This window comes from Lampropedia aestuarii, assembly GCF_004803635.1.
GTDB classification, from domain to species: Bacteria; Pseudomonadota; Gammaproteobacteria; order Burkholderiales; family Burkholderiaceae_C; genus Lampropedia; species Lampropedia aestuarii.
Genome location: NZ_SSWX01000018.1, coordinates 64,372 through 85,644, shown reverse-complemented (window position 1 = coordinate 85,644; position 21,273 = coordinate 64,372). Strand labels below are relative to the sequence as shown.

Annotated in this window: 19 protein-coding genes; 9 read left to right on the top strand and 10 right to left on the bottom strand. The window is 50.2% G+C overall.

Annotated elements, in window-relative coordinates; translation table 11 throughout:
• From E8K88_RS13515 to E8K88_RS13500, 4 genes are all read right to left on the bottom strand, one after another.
• Positions 1–1,363 (bottom strand): hypothetical protein (locus E8K88_RS13515; RefSeq protein WP_136407205.1); only part of this gene is annotated, 1,363 nt, incomplete at its 3' end.
• Position 1,364: 1 nt separating this feature from the next.
• Positions 1,365–2,384 (bottom strand): acyltransferase family protein, encoded by a 1,020-nt coding sequence (locus E8K88_RS13510; RefSeq protein ID WP_136407204.1) that lies wholly within the window; start codon positions 2,382–2,384, stop codon positions 1,365–1,367.
• Positions 2,385–2,455: 71 nt separating this feature from the next.
• Positions 2,456–4,207: a hypothetical protein gene (locus E8K88_RS13505; protein ID WP_136407203.1), complete on the bottom strand. Its 1,752-nt coding sequence runs from the start codon at positions 4,205–4,207 to the stop codon at positions 2,456–2,458.
• 25 nt (positions 4,208–4,232) lie between these two features.
• On the bottom strand, positions 4,233–5,861 hold the full coding sequence (locus E8K88_RS13500) for a peptide chain release factor 3 (RefSeq protein ID WP_136407202.1): 1,629 nt from the start codon (positions 5,859–5,861) through the stop codon (positions 4,233–4,235).
• A gap of 669 nt (positions 5,862–6,530) precedes the next feature.
• Between E8K88_RS13500 and E8K88_RS13495 the strand changes: the two genes are divergently transcribed.
• The 5 genes from E8K88_RS13495 to E8K88_RS13475 all read left to right on the top strand — a co-directional run bounded on the left by E8K88_RS13495 (position 6,531) and on the right by E8K88_RS13475 (position 11,516).
• Positions 6,531–7,619, top strand: coding sequence for an acyltransferase family protein (locus E8K88_RS13495; RefSeq protein ID WP_136407201.1), 1,089 nt, complete (start codon positions 6,531–6,533; stop codon positions 7,617–7,619).
• A 683-nt stretch (positions 7,620–8,302) separates the two neighbouring features.
• Positions 8,303–9,193 carry an amino acid ABC transporter substrate-binding protein gene (locus E8K88_RS13490; RefSeq protein ID WP_136407200.1) on the top strand — a complete coding sequence of 297 codons (891 nt, stop codon included), beginning with the start codon at positions 8,303–8,305 and terminating at the stop codon, positions 9,191–9,193.
• Positions 9,194–9,344: 151 nt separating this feature from the next.
• Positions 9,345–10,097, top strand: coding sequence for an amino acid ABC transporter permease (locus E8K88_RS13485; RefSeq protein ID WP_136407212.1), 753 nt, complete (start codon positions 9,345–9,347; stop codon positions 10,095–10,097).
• A 1-nt stretch (position 10,098) separates the two neighbouring features.
• Positions 10,099–10,764 (top strand): amino acid ABC transporter permease, encoded by a 666-nt coding sequence (locus tag E8K88_RS13480; protein WP_136407199.1) that lies wholly within the window; start codon positions 10,099–10,101, stop codon positions 10,762–10,764.
• 14 nt (positions 10,765–10,778) lie between these two features.
• The gene (locus E8K88_RS13475) at positions 10,779–11,516 is read left to right on the top strand and encodes an amino acid ABC transporter ATP-binding protein (protein ID WP_136407198.1); all 738 of its coding nucleotides are present in this window, start codon (positions 10,779–10,781) and stop codon (positions 11,514–11,516) included.
• 86 nt (positions 11,517–11,602) lie between these two features.
• On the opposite strand, the gene E8K88_RS13470 is transcribed toward E8K88_RS13475, so the two are convergent.
• The 4 genes from E8K88_RS13470 to xrtH form a co-directional block, all read right to left on the bottom strand.
• Complete coding sequence (locus E8K88_RS13470) at positions 11,603–11,908, bottom strand: hypothetical protein (RefSeq protein WP_136407197.1); 306 nt, start codon at positions 11,906–11,908, stop codon at positions 11,603–11,605.
• A gap of 216 nt (positions 11,909–12,124) precedes the next feature.
• Positions 12,125–13,249: a 3-deoxy-7-phosphoheptulonate synthase gene (locus E8K88_RS13465; protein WP_136407196.1), complete on the bottom strand. Its 1,125-nt coding sequence runs from the start codon at positions 13,247–13,249 to the stop codon at positions 12,125–12,127.
• A gap of 235 nt (positions 13,250–13,484) precedes the next feature.
• Positions 13,485–14,165: an exosortase H-associated membrane protein gene (locus E8K88_RS13460; RefSeq protein WP_240754534.1), complete on the bottom strand. Its 681-nt coding sequence runs from the start codon at positions 14,163–14,165 to the stop codon at positions 13,485–13,487.
• Complete coding sequence (gene xrtH / locus E8K88_RS13455; protein ID WP_136407195.1) at positions 14,158–14,766, bottom strand: exosortase H; 609 nt, start codon at positions 14,764–14,766, stop codon at positions 14,158–14,160. Before xrtH ends, E8K88_RS13460 begins: the two co-directional genes overlap by 8 nt.
• A 302-nt stretch (positions 14,767–15,068) precedes the next feature.
• Here xrtH and E8K88_RS13450 point away from each other — a divergent pair, with 302 nt between their 5' ends.
• The 4 genes from E8K88_RS13450 to E8K88_RS13435 all read left to right on the top strand — a co-directional run bounded on the left by E8K88_RS13450 (position 15,069) and on the right by E8K88_RS13435 (position 18,569).
• Positions 15,069–15,464 carry a hypothetical protein gene (locus E8K88_RS13450; RefSeq protein WP_136407194.1) on the top strand — a complete coding sequence of 132 codons (396 nt, stop codon included), beginning with the start codon at positions 15,069–15,071 and terminating at the stop codon, positions 15,462–15,464.
• Between the two features lie 191 nt (positions 15,465–15,655).
• Entirely contained in the window at positions 15,656–16,150 is a 495-nt protein-coding gene (locus E8K88_RS13445; protein ID WP_136407193.1) for an NUDIX hydrolase, read from the top strand.
• A gap of 246 nt (positions 16,151–16,396) precedes the next feature.
• Positions 16,397–17,800, top strand: coding sequence for an aminopeptidase P N-terminal domain-containing protein (locus tag E8K88_RS13440; RefSeq protein ID WP_136407192.1), 1,404 nt, complete (start codon positions 16,397–16,399; stop codon positions 17,798–17,800).
• A 220-nt stretch (positions 17,801–18,020) separates the two neighbouring features.
• The gene (locus E8K88_RS13435) at positions 18,021–18,569 is read left to right on the top strand and encodes a bactofilin family protein (protein WP_136407191.1); all 549 of its coding nucleotides are present in this window, start codon (positions 18,021–18,023) and stop codon (positions 18,567–18,569) included.
• 178 nt (positions 18,570–18,747) lie between these two features.
• Here the strand turns inward: E8K88_RS13435 and E8K88_RS13430 are convergent, their stop codons facing one another.
• Positions 18,748–19,941 (bottom strand): benzoate/H(+) symporter BenE family transporter, encoded by a 1,194-nt coding sequence (locus E8K88_RS13430; RefSeq protein ID WP_136407190.1) that lies wholly within the window; start codon positions 19,939–19,941, stop codon positions 18,748–18,750.
• A gap of 237 nt (positions 19,942–20,178) precedes the next feature.
• Positions 20,179–20,472 carry an H-NS histone family protein gene (locus tag E8K88_RS13425; RefSeq protein WP_136407189.1) on the bottom strand — a complete coding sequence of 98 codons (294 nt, stop codon included), beginning with the start codon at positions 20,470–20,472 and terminating at the stop codon, positions 20,179–20,181.
• Between the last annotated feature and the right edge of the window lie 801 nt (positions 20,473–21,273).

Below are 21,273 nucleotides of genomic sequence, written 5' to 3'. Positions count from 1 at the left end.
TCTCGGCTTTCGTTGGGTTTTGAGAGGTTCCTCTTAGATAAGAAATAATGGGTAATGTCACTAAAGGAGCTGTAAAGAAAGACAGCAAGTAACGATATTCTCCTGCGATGGAGAATATGAAGACGGCAAGAAATTGGATGGCATAAACTGAAATAATGCTTGCTTCCAATGTGGCTCGCTTGCTAAAGCTGATAATGAGCGCGATGATGATGGTGAGGTAGCCTATCCATGGCGCCCATATGAATCCATGGTGCCTTTCAGAAAAAGAAAAATACTTATCTAAATATTGATTCGTAATAAATTCAATTGGTCGAATACTTGAAATTGCTTGTGTTTGGTGTAAAACATTGTCGGCATTGGTTGGGCCCGGAATTCCACCCATGGCCAGAGTTGCATGGAAGAATATGTTTACCCTACTGGCAGCGAATGCTGGGAAGTTGTGCCATAAGTTGTATTTAAAAAACTCTTTAATGATCCTTTTTTTACTATTTTCAGGGAGGCTTAATAGAGCAGGTCCATCTGGAAAGAAAATCAATGGATCCCAATAATAATGATCGTAAAATTGCGATATATGCTCTAGTGTTTTGCCGCTTGATGTGAGCGCTTGTACTGTTTTTTCTGTAACGCGAGGCTCATTCCTTTCCCAGTTGCCCATGGGGCGATGTTCTAGGAATCCAACGGTTTCGTATAAGGCCATTGGAAATATTGTTCCAATGGGGTGCTTTATTGGAAATAGAACGCTTGCTGTAACTCCTATCGCTAGCCATGGCGTGAACAAGGCGATGGCCTTTTTTCTTTCTAGTCCTCTCAAAAATACAAATAGTATGACAATGATAGATATGTTTAATATGCCATTCGGTCTTGAAAATATGGCATAAGGGATGCAGGCAAATAGCATGATTCCTGATGTCAGATCAATTTTCTTATTCTTGCAGCACCGCCATACTTCAAACATTAAGCCTGATAGACATACTGCATAAATACCGTCAGAATAAAGACTGGAGACGTAGTAGATGACGCTTGGCCCGCAAGCTATGAAAATAATGCTAAAAATGAATGATTTTTTTAAATTGTTAGAGTACATCCATGCTAGTATTCTGGAGAAAATAAAGATGCATAATGTGATTTGTACGATGATTGGAATTTCTACTAGCTTGGTTGGCCCGTAGAATATGTAAGTGTGCAAGAACCAGAATGGTGGTTTTCCGGATTGAAATTCTCTTTTTGTATCTACTTCTAGAAGTATTGCTAGACTGTCTTGTCCAAATACTCCAGGCCAAAAGGCCAGCATCCATAAAGAATAAATTAATGTCAGAAATAAAAAAATCGCAATGAATGATCGAGAAAATATTGAATTCTTCATGTTATTTTTTTCTCTTTGGTTTGAATTTTAAAAACCATTTTTCAATGTAGTTCCACGACAGGTAGGCTAGGCACACTGTAATGAGTGCGGATATTGCCATCGTCTCCCAGAATCCCCAGCTTGGCCAAAGATACTTGATGACGGTTTGTTGGATAGGGTATGCAATTAAGTAGATGCCATAGGATGGATCGCCCCATCTGCCAAATTGATTAATGATGCGTGTGTTGCTGGTTCCAAAAAAAATAATTGCATATGGCACAAATACCCAGGCAGCCATATAGCGCCACCCGATGCTCCAAAGGATTGTGGCTATGATGATGCATAGTGCCAAGACAACCCTAGGTTTTTTTTGCCAGTGTTCTTTTAAGGCGAATAATCCTGCGCCTGCAAGGAAAAAAGCACTAAATTCTCTAGCGTAATGAATTTTTTGATAAATGTCTGCACTGCTTTTAAGCGTGAACCAAATCATGTATGCAACAATGGACCCAAGGAAGATGTATTTATTCTTTAAGAGCCCAAAAAGGCCGAGTGCAGCGAGAACGATATAGCAGCGCACTTCCAGCGGAATGGTCCATAAAGAGCCGTTGACACCTAGGGGGTAGGGGTTGTTTTCGAAAACACCTGGTAAAACAAAGACTATATTCATTCTTAAAATATGGAAGTAGTCATATGTCGCTCTGTGGGTAAAATAATCTTGCAAAGGTAAGCTGGTTACGATTGGTCCCAAAATGAAGGCGGTGCATGCAACAACAAGGGTTAATGCAGGCCAAATTCTTAATGCTCGGCGCCAAGCGAATCTAAAAATATTTGGGTCGTTGTACCAGCTTGCTGTCACTAAATAGCCACTGACAACGAAAAACACCAGAACAGCAGCGCCTCCCAAACTGTGTAATCCAAAGAAAGAAGGCTCCATTTGCGCAGTCAAGGCAAAATGATGGCTGTAGAGAACGGCTAGGGCAGCAATTATTCTTATAAAGTCAAAATTATTGCTGTGCACAGCTGAAATATTTTTACTTTTCATTGTCGGTAATTATTTATTTTTGGAGTGGGCGCTAGTGCTATTGCAGTGCGAAGCTCTTTTGGCCATTACTCTTATTTGTAAACGCTTTTGTCTCTGTAGCGATGCCCTGAACTCGCTTTAATAATTGCTAATTTGCTGAATTCGATTGCGGTGTTTGTCTTGCATTGAAACTTCATTTGCATCGAGATTATTGGATTTTGGCTATATAAGTGACCAAATCCCCAATTGAAATTTTTTCCGGGCTTTAATCCTCTTAATGATGTTTCTGTTTCTAGTATTTCACCTGAGCTTCTGGTTACTGAGATCCATAATTTTTTACAGGATTTGCTGATTGTCAGGTTTTCAAGGTGAAGTAGCATCTCACCGTTTAAAATTAACGGATCGATCTTCCATTCAATCGTGAATTGCCGATCGTTTGATATTGCTTGTTGTTGCAGTGGGGACTGATTCAGTGCCGTCACTGTTATCTCGTTGGAGTTTGCCTCAATAACGGGAGTGACTTCGGCGGAGCTCAAATCAGGCAATAGTTTTGCGCTATAGCGCTGATGGTAGGCACCTGCTGTGACAGCTACAATCGTCAATACAAGCAACAGCCAAAAACGTTTTTTATGGCTTTGATGCCAAGCGCTCCAGCCTCCTAGCGCCGCCAAAAATGTCAAAGGCAAATCTAAAGCAGCAATGCTGTAGCGCGGCGTGTAAAGTGCAGGAATGTGCACAAGCCATTGGTAAACAAACACGCCTGCAATGACCCAAGTGATCGGGTTGCGGCGCATCCACCAAAAGCCAGCTAATCCAAAGCAGAGTAAAGCGATACGCCAGATGCGTTCAGTGTAGTTACGCAGGTGTGAGGTGCTGTAAATCAATAAAGCTTGTGCTTTGTGCAGCCCTAAAGACACTAGCTGAGGCAGCGGGGTGTCTTGGACCATTTGTTTGACGGCTGCCATTTGCTTCTCATCTGCACCTAAAGTGAGCTGCTTTGCTGTGCCCAATAAGTAATACTCGTCAAAGGCCGCACCGTACAAAGGCAGATCTTCGCCATGATAGATCGGGTTTAAGCCATAGTAGAGTGCATTTCCTGCACCTGCCGCTATGACGGGCTTGCCAAACTCAACGTGTGACCGAGCCACAAAGGAGCCGACCAGCACCAACGCGATGAGATGGATGAATGCCAATGGTCGCCAAAAAGGCTCGTTGGGTTTACGCCAAGCAAGGAACACGAAGCAGAATGCTGCTACTGGAATGCCATACAGGTAGGTGCCACGTGTGAGTGTCGCGCAAGCCAGAGCCAGCCCTCCAATAGCAATAGCAAGCCAACGCAATCGCCTAGAGGCTTGATTGAGGTGCGTTGCCCAGACGCAAGCCCACAGCCAGAGTCCGGTCAAGAAGATAAAAACCGGTTCTCCCATAGGATACACCGTCCAAAAAAGCAAGGCCGGCGAGAGCACGTATAACCACGCCGCCAGAGCGCCGGCTCCCCAGCCAGCCATGCGACGCAGAGCATCAAAAAGCAAGATGGTAATGCCCATTGACATCGCAAGATTGCCGGCCTTGATGGTCTCCATATCTGCTTGCATGAGAGCCATGTAGAGATAGGCACCTGGCGCTGTTTTGAGCATTAGCTCGCTATGCCAAAGCGAGGCAAAATCATCTAGCGCCATTCTCGCTAGTGGTAGGTACGAGTATTGTGTATCGAAAGGAACGAAGAGGTCCAATAGCAGTGGCACTGCACGTACTGCACAGACAATCAGCGGCAAGCCCAGCCCGAATAGAACCAATACCCAAGTTGGGTGGTCTTGGTTGGTTGTTGGTATTGCCAACTTCATCTCGTCCCCTCACGACTCATCGTATTTATCCTGCTTGTAACTCTAAGCCTGCATGCTCTCGCAGTGGGTGAAACGTGATTTTCGGAAACCGCTCTTGCGCAAGCCGCACGTCATACGGTGAGGTGCACATATAAGCCAGGGCATTGGCCGCATCGTGCGCCATGCGCAGCGGATAGGCGGCTTCAAATTTGCGCAGTTCTTCAGCATTGGGCGCGCTGATCCAGCGTGCGCTGGTGTACTGGCTAGGCTCCAGGCGTACTTCCGCGTCGTATTCGGTCTTGAGGCGGTGTTGCACCACTTCAAATTGCAATTGACCCACCGCGCCCAGCAGCATATTACCGCCAGCGTCGGGTTTGAAGACTTGAATTGCGCCTTCTTCACCGAGCTGCATCAAGCCTTGCTGCAGTTGTTTGGTGCGCAGCGGGTTTTTCAGCACGACTGCGGCAAACATTTCTGGCGCGAAGAAGGGAAGGCCGGTAAATTGCAGGTTCGCGCCATCGGTGATGGTATCGCCCAATTGCACGCCTCCATGGGTAGTAAAACCGATGATGTCGCCGGCGTAAGCTTCTTCTACGGCTTCGCGGCGTTGGCTCATGAAGGTCACGACGCTGGTGGGACGCAGTTCTTTGGTGGTGCGCTGCACTTTGAGTTTCATGCCTGGTGCGTATTTGCCAGAGGCCACACGCACAAAGGCAATGCGGTCGCGGTGATTGGCATCCATATTGGCTTGCACCTTGAACACTACGCCTGAGAAGTGTTTGTCAGCTGGATCAATGACGGTTTCAGTCACATCTCCATTTTTGGCAATCAAGCGGCTGGTGCGTTGGCCTGGTGGTGGCGACATGTCGATCACGGCGTCAAGCACTTCCATGACACCAAAGTTGTTCACGCCTGAGCCAAAGAACACGGGGGTCAGTTTGCCTTCCAAGAAAGCTTGGTGGTCCCATTCAGCCGAGGCGCCTTGCGCCAGCTCCATGCTCTCGAGCGCATCGTCAAAGGCGCGGCCAAAACGCGCGCGCAGTTTGTCGACTTCGCTTAAAGGAATGCTTTCAAAGTCTTGCGGACGTTTGTCACTGCCAGACTGGAATACGGTCATACTTTGGGTTTGTATGTTAATGATGCCTCCAAAGCTTTTGCCTTGCCCGACTGGCCATGTGATGGGGCAGCAAGGCATTTTCAGCTCACGCTCGACTTCGTCCAAGATGTCCAGTGGATCGCGCACTTCGCGGTCCATTTTGTTGACGAAGGTGATGATGGGGGTGTCGCGTTGGCGGCACACTTCAATCAATCGGCGGGTTTGTGCTTCAACACCATTGGCTGCATCGATCACCATCAAGACGGAGTCCACGGCCGTAAGTACGCGGTAGGTATCTTCCGAAAAGTCTTTGTGTCCAGGGGTGTCGAGCAGGTTGACTACGTGGTCGCGGTAGCTCATTTGCATCACCGAGGAGGCAACCGAGATGCCCCGTTGCTTCTCAATCTCCATCCAGTCCGATGTTGCATGGCGGCTGGCTTTTCGCCCTTTTACTGCGCCGGCAATCTGGATCGCTCCAGAGAACAGCAACAGCTTTTCTGTCAGCGTGGTTTTACCCGCATCAGGGTGAGAGATGATGGCGAAAGTGCGCCGCAAGCGCGTTTCTTTTTCGTAGGTCACAGGCAAAGCCCCGTAGAAGGGAGGGTTCAGGCAAACGCTGCATTCTAATGAACATGCTGCCTGAAAGCGATGGGCGGCCAGTTTTGTGCCTTTTAAAAATCGCAAATTAGTGCAAAAAATTGAAATTGAGCGATGCACTTTGATTGGTTCGAGCGTAAAGCCAAGGCCGTGGATAATCTCCTTTTGTCAATTTTATAAAAATACAATGAATGAAATCAATTTGTTACGCTAAAGTGACGAGCGGTTGCAGGGGGGCGCAGAGTATTTTCTTGAAATTTCTCATCGCCAACGTCGTTGAGGCCAATCAGATAGCCACTTTTCGTGTCTTTGGCGTCGACGCTAAGCGTTGTAGGTGGGGCATGTGCCTCGTGGTACGCCCTTCTGGAGCCTCATCCAATTATGAGGGGCTTGCAAATTCATTTAATTTTTAAACTGTTGACTTAAATGATGAGAGTTACCATTTTTTGAAGGCAACTGTACGTTGATCAAATTTTGTGCGCTAAGTTTTCTTAGGATGCTCGGAGCCTAGGCTGTGCTGTGCTCACTGAGCTTTGAGTGACAACGAACAATCCAGCGATATTTCCTGCATGAGACTCCCTCGTATTCGATGCATTTTTTAATCGATATTTCAAACTAAGGCCACTGACATTGACTATTGTAAAAACACCCATGGAAATATCTAATAGTTCACATCGTCAGATGGAGTGGCTTCAGGCGCTCAGGGCGTTTGCCGCGTTGGCTGTTCTGCTTTTTCACACCAAAGATGCATTTTCTCAATACCCTGTCATACAAAAAATTTTAGGGCAAGGTTTTTTTGGTGTGGATGTTTTCTTTTGTTTGAGCGGCTACATCATGTGCCTCTCCTGCAGTCAGAAGGTGCCAGGAGTGCGCAACGGCCTGCGCTTTCTGTTGATGCGAGGCGCGCGTATTTATTCCGGTTACTGGTTGGCTTTGCTATTGGTACTGGCCGTCTCTGCGACCGGACTTCACCCAGTAACTGGGGACTGGTTTGCAAGCATATTTCTAACATCCGCTCTGTTTGGAGATCAGTTCTTAGAAACTGCTTGGACATTGGTGTATGAGTTGCGCTTTTACCTTGTGATTGGACTTTTGTATTTCTTCTTCTCGGCTAAGTTATCGGTGCGCAATATTACGATTATTGCTACCCTGATTGTCTTGTACAACCTGGCTTACTACGCTTTCGCGTTTGATACCATCATGGGCGGTGTCTGGCCGTTGCGTAGCACCTTGAATGGCTTTTTCCTGGAATTCACGTTTGGCATGTACGTCTACATGCTGAACCAAAAGTACCCATTGCAGCTGGAGAACTGCCTGTTCTTGATCCCGGCTGCTATCTTGTTGCTTGCTGCAGGCGCGTTTGACTTATTTTTTGCCAACTTTGAATTGCTTCGTGCGGCCACCTATGGCTTAGCTTCCATGTTGATTCTTGCGATTTTTATTGCATTGGAGAACAAACCCGAGCTACGTCCGTTTGCATGGTTGGTCAAAATTGGCGATGCATCCTACAGCTTGTATTTGATCCATCCAGTCCTGCTGACCTTGCTATTCACGGTTCTGTACCACTACCTTCCAGTGCGGTATTTCTATGCTTTTTTTGTGTTTGGAATTGTGCTGATTGTCTTGGCGTCTTGGGTTTGGTTCAAGCTATTAGAGAAGCCGGTTTTTCAGTGGGTGTCAGCCTTTATTAACGCCATTTTGAATTCTCCTCGGCTCGAACAAAAAAACGCGGGCTCTTAAGGGAACCTCTCAAAACCTCAATCCCGAAAAATTTGCATCAACTAAATCAATGAGTTGCAGACGATGAATTTGCGTTTTTAGGGCTTATGTGAGGTTCCCTTAAGGATGCTCTGAAAATCTCAATATCTGAAGATGGATCTCTAATATCAATAACTTACAATGATTTTGAGGAGGACTTTAAGGGGGCTTATGGTCCGCTGAGCCGGCTGGTCCACGACTACGTGCCAGTGTCTGCACATCTTAGCATTGGCCTCTGTTTAAACTTTTGCTTGGCCAGCAGAAATTTTAGTCTTTTTGTACTGTTGGCTTTTCTGGCGCCATGTCAATGGGTGGGATTTCTAAATGCACGCGATTGATGTTGTCGAAGGATGAGCTTAGTCCATGCTGAAAATTATGCAGGCTACCTAGGGTTTTCGGTTCGAACAAGCATCAATGCTTTGTGAGCAGCAGTGCTTGCATAGAATTGGCATGCGTTTTGCTTGTTGAACTGCAAAGCATGGCACGCGATAGGCAATTGTGACCATGGCGCAGTTTTTTGCTGGCGTTGAAAGGGGGGATGCCGCATCAAGCGCTGCAATAGTTCGTCAACTTCCGCGTTTGCGATGATGTCAAAGACGCATAAATCGTGTACAAATGGGTATGTTCCATTTTGGTGCAGTGATTCACATTCCTGGAGTAATGAAATGAAAAAACATTTGTTCGCTATCACTTTGCTGGCTGCAGCTTCTGCTGCATTTGCGCAATCCAATACTTTGGAAAAAATTGCCAATTCTGGCGAAATCACTCTGGGCGTACGGGAATCTTCAGGTTTGGGCTACACCTTGGGCAATGGCAAATACGTGGGCTTCCACACTGAAATGGCTGAAAACATCGTCAAGGACCTGGAAAAAGACACAGGCAAGACCATCACCATCAAGTACCAGCCAGTAACATCACAGAACCGTATCCCATTGGTGACTAATGGCACGGTTGATTTGGAGTGTGGCTCGACGACCAACAACCAAGCACGCCAAAAGGACGTGGACTTCGCTTTGACCACTTATGTGGAAGAAGTGCGCATGGCGACGAAGAAGGATTCTGGTATCAAGTCGGTTGCCGACCTGAATGGCAAAAAGGTCGCTGTGACTACAGGTACTACTTCAGTGCAAACCTTGCGTAAAAACAAGCGTGCAGAAGGTGTGCAATTCAATGAGGTCATGGGCAAAGACCATGCCGACAGCTTTTTGCTGCTCGAGACCGGCCGCGCTGATGTGTTCGTGATGGACGGTTCGATTTTGGCGGCCAACATCTCCAAATCACGCAATCCAGGTGATTACGCGATTGTGGGGGAGGTCTTGAACGTGGAGCCTATCGCTTGTATGCTGCGTAAGAACGACGATGCATTCAAAGCCGCCGTTGACAAGAGCATCGAACGCCAGATGAAAGACGGTACTTTGCTGGCATTGTGGGACAAATGGTTCCTGCAACCCATTCCTCCAGCGAACACGACCGTTGGCTTGGAGTTGTCTGAGAGCACCAAAAATGCTTGGGCAAATCCCAATGATAAGCCCATGGAAGAGTACACTGTTCAATAATTTGCTGCTTATTGGTGCGTAAAATCGCAACTTGTGCGCGAGTTGCGATAGCCATTCGTAACAAATCACATACGCTCCGATGTGCAGGATTTCCTGCACGCCTCGGAGCGTTTTTTAATCACTCCAATACTCCAGCAGTGGGGAGATGCAAATGAATTGGGACTGGCAGGTTTTTTGCGAAGACAACATCACGGGTGAAGTCGTGAGCGGTTGTTTTGGCAAAGGAGGGGATGTCACCTATTTGGATTGGATGATGTCGGCATGGGGGTGGACCGTCGCAGTGTCTCTGCTTGCGTTGATTCTGGCCTTGGTGGCTGGCTCACTTATCGGCACCATCAGAACGCTACCAAACAGCCCTTGGCTGGTGCGATTTGGGAATGCTTGGGTGGAGCTGTTCCGCAATATTCCCTTATTGGTACAGATTTTTCTTTGGTACCACGTCGTGCCGGCGATGTTTCCTGTGATGCGCAGTGTCTCGGGCTTCACGCTGGTTGTGATTGCTTTGGGCTTGTTTACCTCAGCACGTATTGCTGAGCAGTTGCGCGCTGGTATCCAGGCGCTGCCTAAGGGCCAGCGTTATGCGGGCATGGCTTTGGGATTCACAACCGCACAGTACTACCGCTATGTGCTGCTGCCAATGGCTTACCGGATCATCATTCCGCCGTTGACCAGCGAGTCTATGAATATTTTCAAAAACTCCTCAGTGGCGTTTGCGGTATCGATTTCTGAGCTGACCATGTTTGCGATGCAGGCGCAAGAAGAAACTTCGCGTGGCGTTGAAATTTATCTGGCAGTGACGGTGCTGTATGTGATCTCAGCCTTGGTGATCAACCGCATCATGACCTTCATCGAAAAACGCACGCGCGTACCTGGCTTCATTGCCAGCGCAGGGGGAGGGCACTGAGATGTTATTAGATCTGAGCTTCTTTAACTGGGACATCATCCATGACTATGTGCTCAAAGGCTTGTACTTCAGTATTCAGCTGACAGTGATTGCCACTTTGGGCGGTATTTTCTTTGGCACATTGCTGGCGATGATGCGCCTGTCAGGCAATAAGTGGCTGGAGCTTCCTGCGACCATTTATGTCAATGGCATGCGCAGTATTCCACTGGTCATGGTGATTCTGTGGTTTTTCTTGCTGGTGCCTATGATCACAGGCAAGCCCATTGGCGCGGATACTTCGGCCATTATCACCTTTATCGCATTCGAGGCGGCTTATTTCAGCGAGATCATGCGCGCAGGGATTCAGTCGATTCCGCGTGGCCAAGTGTTTGCGGGGCAAGCCGTTGGCATGACCTATGGCCAGAACATGCGGTTGGTGATTTTGCCTCAGGCGTTTCGCAATATGCTGCCGATTTTGCTGACGCAGACCATCATCTTGTTCCAGGATACCTCCTTGGTCTATGCGATTGGCGCCTACGACTTACTCAAAGGCTTTGATACCGCAGGCAAGAACTTTGGTCGCCCGATGGAAGCCTATATCGGCGCCGCCTTGGTGTATTTTGTTATTTGTTTTAGTCTGTCGTATCTCGTGAAACGATTGCACAAAAAGATTGCCATCATTCGATAAGGGAGTGTTGCACCATGATTGAATTGAAAAATGTGTCCAAGTGGTATGGTGAGGTGCAAGTGCTCAATGGCTGCACCACCAACATTCAAAAAGGTGAGGTGGTGGTGGTGGCGGGGCCATCGGGTTCTGGCAAATCCACGCTGATCAAAACCATCAATGCGCTGGAGCCGTTCCAGCAAGGTGAGATTTGGGTTGATGGCGTGCCTGTGCACGACAAAAAAACCAATTTGCCCAAGCTGCGCAGCCGCGTAGGTATGGTGTTTCAGCACTTCGAGCTGTTTCCACATTTGTCGGTGACCGAGAACTTGACGATTGCCCAAATCAAGGTGCTGGGACGCAATGCTGCGGACGCCAAAGCCCATGGTTTGAAATACCTGGAGCGTGTGGGCTTGATAGCCCACAAAGACAAATACCCAGGCCAGCTCTCTGGTGGCCAGCAGCAGCGTGTGGCGATTGCCCGTGCGTTGACTATGGATCCAATTGTGATGTTGTTCGATGAGCCTACTTCAGCGCTGGACCCTGAGATGGTGGGGGAAGTGCTGGAAGTCATGGTGGGCCTGGCCAACGAAGGCATGACGATGATGTGCGTGACCCATGAAATGGGCTTTGCACGCAAAGTGGGCAGCCGCGTCATCTTTATGGACGTGGGTGGCAAGATTCTGGAGGACTGCTCAACCCAAGAGTTCTTTGGCAATCCTGAGGCGCGTCAGCCCCGTACCAAAGATTTTCTGCATAAAATCTTGCAGCATTGATATGGCCTTGGCAGGCATGCTCTGTCAAGCGTAGTGCGCACAGAAAAAGCCTTCAAATGAAGGCTTTTTTCAAATGTCTAGCCGAGTTAAAACTTGATTGCCAGTGCTGGAATATCGACCTTGACCACTGGGCGAGCCAAGGCAGCGACCGTGGCATTGGCAAATTGCTGCGCCCAGGCAGTGTCTGACCAATGTGTTTGGCTGGCATGCGCAGCAATTGCTAGCACCTTATCGGCGGTAAGTACTTTACCGCTGGGGCGCAGCGGCTCACAATCCAAGTCAACAAATTGCTGGTCCAGCCACTGTCTTGCCTCTAATGCCGGCATGTCCTTTTGGGCCAGCAGCTGAAATTCATTGCCCAGCGTTAACTCCACGGTCACGAAACTTTGCATTCGGTGTCTCCTTGCGGCATTGTGAGGGATGCGCGCTCAATGTGTTGATTGTGCTTAAGGCCTCTAGCACATGGTTGATGGTGGTTGATTGTCTCGCCACATGCAGGCGTTCAGCCGTAAAGCCACAAAGCACGCATGATCAGAGCCAGGGCAACGGGCTCATCTTAACTTGAGCGGCGCGTGCAGTGCATCCGATGCCGCCCTTAGTCAGTGCATTTATTTGCTCTTTCTGCGCGCCAATACGGCTTGCGAGAGCAGCTCCAGGATTTCCTCTGATTCTTGCCAGTCGACACAGGCATCTGTAATGCTTTTGCCATATTCCAAATCTTGCGGGTCATCCACGCCAGGCGTGAATTTTTGCGCACCTGCCTTGAGGTTGCTTTCCACCATAACGCCAAATATTTGGTGTGAGCCACTAGCCAATTGACCGGCAACGTCTTGCGCGACGACTTTTTGCAGCTCGTGCTTTTTGTTGCTATTGGCATGGGAGCAGTCGATCATTAGGCTGGCTGGCAGCTTCGCTTTCTCCAAATCACGGCAAGCAGCTTCAACAAATTCTGCTTGGTAGTTGGGGGCTTTGCCGCCACGCAAAATCACATGGCAGTCTTCATTGCCCTCGGTGACGACAATGGCCACTTGACCGGTTTTGTGCACTGACAAAAAGTGGTGTGAACGTCCGGCCGACATGATGGCGTCGGTAGCGATGCGGATATTGCCATCTGTACCGTTTTTGAAGCCAATTGGTGACGACAGGCCCGATGCCAGCTCGCGGTGCACCTGGCTTTCAGTAGTGCGCGCGCCAATTGCGCCCCATGCAATCAAATCACCGATGTATTGCGGCGAGATCACATCCAGAAACTCGCTGCCAGCGGGCACGCCAATGCGATTGATGTCGACCAGCAGTTGGCGTGCAATGCGCAGGCCCTCGTCGATGCGAAAGCTCTGGTCCATGTACGGGTCATTGATCAGACCTTTCCAGCCCACGGTCGTGCGAGGCTTCTCGAAGTACACGCGCATCACGACTTCCAGGCTGTCTTTGTACTTGTCGCGCATGACTTTGAGCTTGCGTGCATATTCAAGGGCAGCTGCGGGGTCATGGATGCTGCAAGGCCCAATCACGACCAGCAAGCGGTCATCCTGACCGTGCATGATAGAGCGAATGCGCTGGCGTGTTTCGAGCACCAAGCGCTCAGTGCGGGTTCCTTTGATGGGGAAGAAACGAATCAAATGCTCTGGCGGTGGCAACACGGCGATGTCCTGTATACGTTGGTTGTCTGTCTGACTGGTTCTTTCGACAGAGTCTTGCCAATAGGCCGGTTGATTCGTCTGGATCGGGTTCATCTGGGTCCTCACATTGAAAAACTAAGAAGACAAAAAAACCGCCGAGCTGTTGAGGCGTCGGCGGTTTAGGTATTAGTTGATGCTTTGCTTATGCAGGCTATCCCCTCTCATCCGCCATGGACCGAGAAGTAAAACCAAAAAAAGTATGCGCGTGCAAAAGAAAGCATGGAATTTAATGTACCACAAATTATCTAACGGGGTAGTTGCTTCTGGTCAACAGCATGTGGCGGGCTGGTCAAGCCATGCGTTTGCGTTTTGGCCCAGCGATGCTTTTGGCGATGACCTCAACAAAGAAGCGCCTATCCAGCCATAGCCAGATCAAAATTGGCAACAAGGTGGGCACAACCAAGGTGCCAAATTGAAAACCATAGACAATGCCCTCTATTTGCCAGGCGCTGAGTCTGAGCTTGGCTGCATCAATATTGGTGGAGACCAAAATCTGCAGAAGAATAAAAAAGGCCAAGGTGAACGCTTGAAAGGGCAATAACACCAAATAGCCTGCAATTGCTTTGCCCAGCATTTTTCTTTGTCTTGCCGCCAGAAGCAATGACAGGAAGATGGGCAAGCCGTATGCGTAGCGCGAGGGGTCGCCGTCGAGAATCATCTCGGCCCGCTGACCGCCAGAGCCAGGCACGGGCACATCAATGCGCGTGCTGACTTCGAGGTGGCCAAAGGCCACGTCCTCTGAGGCGTCGGCAGGGCCAATCATGCGTGCCTCGCGAATCCAGGTCGGCGCACCGACCTCAAGGGCGACTCCGGCGATGGCCCCTGCAGGGTAGGAGGTCCATGGGTTTACGTACATCCAAATAGTGATCAGCACCGCCATCCATGCAAATGCCGATAGGGCAAATACCGGCACACTGATGGCTTTGGCTGTTTGAGGGCCTGAGGCCGCAATTGCGCTGGACTCAGGCATGGGCCAACTCCTGGGTAGTTGCGGCATTGGCTGTGCTGTTGGGTGGATCCTGGCCGTCATCTTCGTTGCTACGAATACTGCGCACCCACAGCAGCCAGACAATCAGCACGTCAATCATGATCAAAGCCTGCCACAGGTATTCGTGGGCAAATTTGAATGCAGTGTCGTTCCATTGGCCCAGATAAAACAAACTGATCACGCGAACAATGTTGACCGCTTGAATGGCGACAAAGCCAATCAAGATACCGGCGGCCTTGGCGCGCCAACTGGATGGATAGGCCATCACGGCAGAAAACAACACAATGCAGGCCTCAATGCCATTGCAGCCTGGCTCAATGGAGACGCCAAAACCATTGGACGGATTCCACAGCACTTTGCCAGCGGCCATAGCCGTGTCATCAAAAGTCGTGACGAGATAAGCACATATTTGTGCTAATAGCGAAGTCCAAGGCAATACGACTGTTTGCTGTACCACGTTCAACATATTGAGACCAAAGAGCCCCATTTGCAACGCCAGAAAGATGAGAAAGAATCGCAGCATGATTTCCCCAAAGAGCCAAAATGAAAAAAACAGATGCCCAAGCACGATGCAAATAGGCATGCGCGTGCATTGCCCATCTTAAAACGATGCATCTAACCTGCACTGCGCTGTCACCTGATGGATCCAAACACAGTTCTACGCAGCACCATCAAAGCGATGATCTTGCCATTCTAGAGTGCTTGCCATGTTATGACCTCGCTGATCACGGCCAATTGCATGGCTGTTTTTTAGCCTCTTACAGCACACAGTTTACATTTTCTCCGCTGTCTGCAGCCAACAACAAAGCGCATCCTGCGCCTGCATGAGACTGGATCTGCGTGCGGTCCTGCTCCATAGTGCTACCTTCCATTCATGTGTGAATAATGCACTGTCAAAATGCGGATCTAAACACCGGCGCTCAGCGCCAGTACAAAATTTCCACACAGCCGCGCAAAGCACAAACAAGGCAACGCCGCAATGCCTCTTTTTTGTGCCTTGCCTTTCGGGTTGAAGTCGAAAAGGCGCACTGCTTTGTTAAAAATTCTCGTTGGGCAGCTAGCCAGACGGCGTTTTTTGCCGCGCACTGCATCCTTTTGGGCTTCAATGCGGTTGCGTGGGGATTTTTGAACTGGCTCTTACATCTGCAGAAATACTGCAGATCGGTGCACAAAGACGTTAAAACCAAAACATTATTCAGCGCAAGTGCATTTGCGCGCACAATCGAAGTTTGCGCCATGCCTCGAGAACGGCTTATCGTCACCTTGGTGAACAGTGATTAACGCCTCAAGCGGTAATGACGATGTGCAAGAGTATGAACCAGCCGTGCTGGCGTGGCCTCTGCATTGTCTTGTGTGCGACTTGAGTGCGACGATGGCCCCCATTTCTGAGGACTGTGTCAACACACGTGAACAGGATCGTTGGCTGGCGCGTTTTGTGCTTAACCCATCAATCTCTACAACATAATAACTGCATGCAAAAGAGATGGAAACCCAATGTGACAGTGGCTGCTGTCATCGAACAAGACGGACGCTTTCTTCTGGTTGAGGAAGATACGCGTGATGGCTTGCGCTTGAACACACCGGCAGGGCACCTCGATCCTGGCGAGAGTCCGGTGCAGGCTTGCAGCCGTGAAACCTTGGAGGAGGCAGCGTATGACTTCACGCCAAGCCATTTGGTGGGCATTTATCTGAACCGCTTCGCACCCACCAATGCGACAGAAGATATTACTTACCTGCGCTTCACGTTTTGTGGTGAATTGGGCCGCCACTACCCTGAGCGCGCATTGGATTTCGGCATTGCACGTGCGGTTTGGATGACCATCGATGAGATCAGGGCTGCTCAAGAGCGGCATCGCTCACCGATTGTGATGCGCTGTATAGATGACTATTTGGCAGGAAAACGCTTTCCTGTGGACTTGCTGCAAGTGGATCCGAGTATCTATTGCACGCCTGCCGTATTGGCTTAAGAACGTNAGTGGATCCGAGTATCTATTGCACGCCTGCCGTATTGGCTTAAGAACGTTTTACGATCTTTTTACAGACCGCGTTGGAGCCCAAAAGGATGCAATACGCGGCAGCAGGTGCTTTGCCCTGCCTCTTTTTTGTGCCTTGCGCGACTGCGCGCAGATTGTGAACAGGCATTAAGATGTGCTTGAAAGGGTGGCGGATCACTTTGCGACACACCTTGTATCTTTTTAATCAAGCAGCTGACTATGCACCATACCGATTCGTTTGACCCAGCGATTTATTCCAAACGCCGCCAGCAGCTGGCCCAGCAGATGCAGCCAGGCAGCATTGCCTTGATTCCTACGGCGGCTGAGCAGGTTCGCAACCGCGACTCGCATTTCCCATTTCGGCCTGATAGCTACTTTTATTACCTGACCGGGTTCACCGAGCCCAATGCCTGGCTGGTGCTGGATGCGCAGGGCCACACCAGCTTGTTCTGCCAGCCCAAAGACCTGCAGCGTGAAATCTGGGATGGCTACCGTTTGGGTCCAGACGATGCCATTGCCACCTTGGCGGTGGATGAAGCACAGTCATCTGAGCAGCTGATGGAGCGCTTGCCGCGCTTGCTCGAAAACACCAGCGCTGTGTACTACCCGTTTGCAACGCACCCAGGATTGGCCCAACAGGTCGAAAGCTTGTTGGAGAAGGTACGTGCACGCGCGCGATTTGGCGCCAATACACCGACTGCACAAATTGATTTGTGCGGCCTGCTCGATGAAATGCGCCTGGTCAAAGACAGCCATGAAATCGCCATCATGCGCCGCGCTGGGGCCATCAGTGCCCAGGCCCATATCCGCGCCATGCAACGTTCTTCGCGGATGTTGGCAGCAGGGCAAGACACGCGCGAATACCATTTGGAAGCAGAGCTATTGCATGCCTTTAGAGAGCATGGTGCGCAGGCGCCAGCCTACACCAGCATTGTTGCCTCAGGGGCTAATGCTTGCGTATTGCATTACCGCGCCAGCGATGCGGCAGTGCGTGATGGCGAACTGGTCTTGATTGATGCGGCCTGTGAACTCGATGGCTATGCCAGCGACATCACGCGCACATTCCCAGCCAATGGCCGCTTCAGTGCGGCCCAGCGTGATCTCTACGATCTGGTCTTGGCCAGCGAAGAGACGGCGATTGCCGCCACCAAAGCCGGCGCGCGTTTCAACGACCCGCACGATGCGGCTGTGCGCGTATTGACTCAAGGCATGCTTGATTTTGGGCTGCTCGATGCCAACCGGGTAGGCACGGTAGACGATGCCATTGCACAGCGCGCTTACTTCAAGTTCTACATGCATCGCACCGGCCACTGGTTGGGCATGGATGTGCACGACTGCGGCAGCTACAACGAACCTTCTGAAGAGGGCCAGTTCCAGCAAAGACAGGATCCGCTCAGCGGCGAGACGATTCGCAATCGACCCTCACGCCTTTTGAAGCCAGGCATGGTCTTGACGATTGAGCCAGGCATCTATGTGCGTGCAGATGACACGGTTCCAGCGGCATTTCATGGCATTGGCATTCGCATCGAGGACAATGCATTGGTGACCGCTGCGGGCTGTGAGCTACTGACCCGTGATGTGCCTGTGCAGGCCGATGCAATTGAAGCGCTGATGCGTGCGTGAGTACAGATGGGGTTGAGGCGCCTGACAGATCCTTTGCCGAGTGGACAAAGCAGACACCGCAAGTGTACCCAGGCGGGGGGCTGGCTGGCTGCAGCTTGGTCAGTGCGTAGTTTTATACTGAAATTACTTACAGTATTTTCAGTATTTCTATTGATTTATAGACGCATCTGCATTTAAATTCTTAAACTAATCTCACCCCATCATACAGAGGACTTCCGACATGGCACAAACCGGCTTCTTTGGTAAGCGCACCGAAACCCCGAAAACCGAAACTGCAACCAGCCCTGCCGTCCCAGCAGCGACTCCAGCATCTACCGTGAGCACTCCGAGCTCCCCGGTCGCGCCTACCGCCAAGCCAGCCGGTTTTTTTGGCAGTGCTCCCGCCGCAGGCTTTGCCAACAACAGCGCGGCTGACAAAGCAGGTGAGTCTGAAGCTGCAGCGAACGCTAAAGAGAGCAAGCTCACGGTTGGCCCAAACATCAAGCTCAAAGGCGTAGAGATCACCGATTGCGACGTACTCTACATCGATGGCGTAGTCGAGGCGACATTGGACTCCAAGCTGATTCAAATTTCTCAGCAAGGCTCGTTCAATGGCACGGCCAATATTGACGTGGCAGAAATCCACGGCACGTTTGAGGGTGACTTGACCGTGCGAGACAAACTCACCATTTTTGCCACAGGTAAAGTCACAGGCAAGATCCGCTATGGCAAGTTGGTGGTTGAAGAGGGCGCCAATATCAGCGGCGAGATCAGCTCGACAGCCAAGTGACATGCCAAGGTCGGCTGCCCGCTGCTAAAGCCAGCGCCAATGGGCTGACTTGAGGCGGTGCACTCAATGCATTTTGGGACGCGTAGGCGTCCCATTTTTATGTGCTGAATGTGTGCGGTCTTGCTCAAAATGCCCAGATAGTGCAGCAAGCTGCTGCCAAATTCAATGACGCGAGCACCTAGCCGCGTTTGAGCTTGAACACCAGCATCGCCATACCGCCTGCAGCCAAGCCCCAAAATGCCGAGCCAATGCCCGCCAGGCTCAAGCCTGAGGCCGTGACTAAAAAAGCGATCAGGGCTGGCTCACGGCTGCCTTCTTCATGCAATGCCGTGAGCAAACTATTGGCTATAGTGCCCAGCACTGCAATGCCGGCAATGGCCATGATCAACTCTTTAGGCAGGCCAGCAAACAAGGCCACCACGGCACCGCCCAGCAAGCCCGCTAACAAGTAAAAGCAGCCCGCTGCCATCGCGGCTACATAACGGCGTTGTGGATTCTCGTGCGCTTCGCGGCCCATGCAAATGGCTGCGGTGATCGCTGCCAGATTAAACGCGTAGCCACCAAATGGCGCAAGAGCCAGATTCACGATGCCGATAAAGCCAATGATGGGCGAGACTGGCAATTGGTAGCCCATGCTCTTGGCCACAATCACACCGGGAATATTCTGTGATGCCATGGTCACAATGAACAGCGGCAGTGCAATGCTGAAAAAACCACTGACCGACAGGCTTGGCCAAGTCATCACTGGCTGTGGCCACTGCCACTGCAGGCCTTCCATTTGCAACATGCCGCCGTGGGCCGCCAGCACAATGCCCACGGTAAAGGTCGCGATAATGGCGTAACGGCTAAACCACACACGACCTGCCAAATAAGTGGCCAGCATGGCCAGCACCAGCTGGGGCTGCGTTTGCACAGCAGCAAAAGCATCAATGCCAAAACGGAGCAAGATACCTGCCAACATGCCGGATGCCAAAGCCATTGGGACTCGATTCATGACTTTTTCAAACCACCCGGTGTAGCCGGCGAATGTAATCATCAGTGCGCTGAGCATAAAGGCACCAATCACCTCGGACATGGGCAAGCCTAAGGCACTGCCAGCTAACATGGCAGCTCCTGGTGTTGACCATGCAGTCACAACGGGCAAACGCAGCCACAGCGAGGGGACAAGGCAGGTAATGCCCATGCCGATCCCCAGTGCCCACATCCACGAGGCGATTTCGGCTGGGTTGGCTCCCAAGGATCGTGCAGCTTGAAACACGATCGCCGCTGAGCTGGTGTAGCCGACCAAAACGGTGATGAAGCCCGCTACTAAAGCTGAGAGCGAGACATCCCGCACAAGCGAGAACTGACGGGGCGAAGTGATGGAAGCCATACCGATGAATGCAAGAAAAGTCAGGCGCTGTTGATCGTCAAACACCGTGCCAAGACCGCAATTGGGGGCAGAGCTGGCGTTGCGCAAAGACGCTATCCTACGCTGAGTGGAAGTAGGTGTTAAAAATCTTGTGCAAACATGATTGAAGGTCTGTGTTGGTTGTGCGCCTGTCTGCATCCATAAAAAAACAGCGCTCATTGGAGCGCTGTTTTGATTGAATGGGGCCGCGTGAGGCAATCAGACCTTGAACGCTTCACGGTCTTGGCCCTGAATCCAGCGTGGAGGCTTACCGCGGCCTGTCCAGGATTCACCAGTGGCTTTGTTTAAATATTTAATGGCCACTTTTTTACCAGCAGAAGCAGATGATTTGCTGTTTTTTGATGCGCTGAAAATATCGCTTGGAGTCAATTCAAATTGTTGAATCAGTGACTGAATTTGTGTCAGTGCTTCAGTGCGGGCCTGCTGACGCATTGCATTGATTTGCTGGTCCAAAGCTTCGCGTTGCTGAATAAGATCGTCTAATTGCGCCATGGTTGTAATTTCCATCAATTGGGTTGGTGTATTTTGATTATAGCCATTTTTTAATATTCAGCTGAATGTCAGGTGAGTGCGAGGTCTTTTGTTGCAAATTGTGATTAACGTTTTGCGAATATGTGAAAAATAAATTGGTTCGCCCAAATACATGCGCTTGCGCTGTAGCACGAATTGCTCTTCGAAGCATGCCAGAGTCTAACTCGAGACGTGGAGCAGTGGCCTTTGGCCAATGCCGCTGTGGGCCGATTGAGGTTGAGAGGCTTATCCCAGTGAATGCTTACGCTGCACTTGGTGAATAGCCAGGCCTGTGAACCTATTATTGGCGCAGACCACAAGGGGACTGTCAGCAAAGTCCGGGTGTACGATGCTTGGTGAAGCCGTTGCCTGCGATAAGATGCGCCAACTCAGCAATATACGGAGTGCATGTACTCTTGGTAAGTTCAATCAGGTGAATCTGGAAAATATGTTTTCTCCATCGCAACAATAGAATCAATGGCTTGGGAGCTAATAAAGACGAATGCCAGGGGGTTGAGAAGCGCCTTCTACTAGTGAATGCTTGAACTATCTTGGAACGTCTTAACCGATACCCCATGCGTAGCGAGGTGGCATTAGCCAGTAACCAACCCATTGACACACCTCAGGGGCGTTTTATTTGGTGGGTATTTTCAGGCGCACTGCATGTTTTGATGGCGCGTTCCATTATGTGGGCCTGCGTTGTTTAGACAAGGTGCCAGGCGCTGTGCGTGGTTCATCCGCGCTGTCAAAAATATTGTGTGATTTGGGTCGGTATTGACCAGG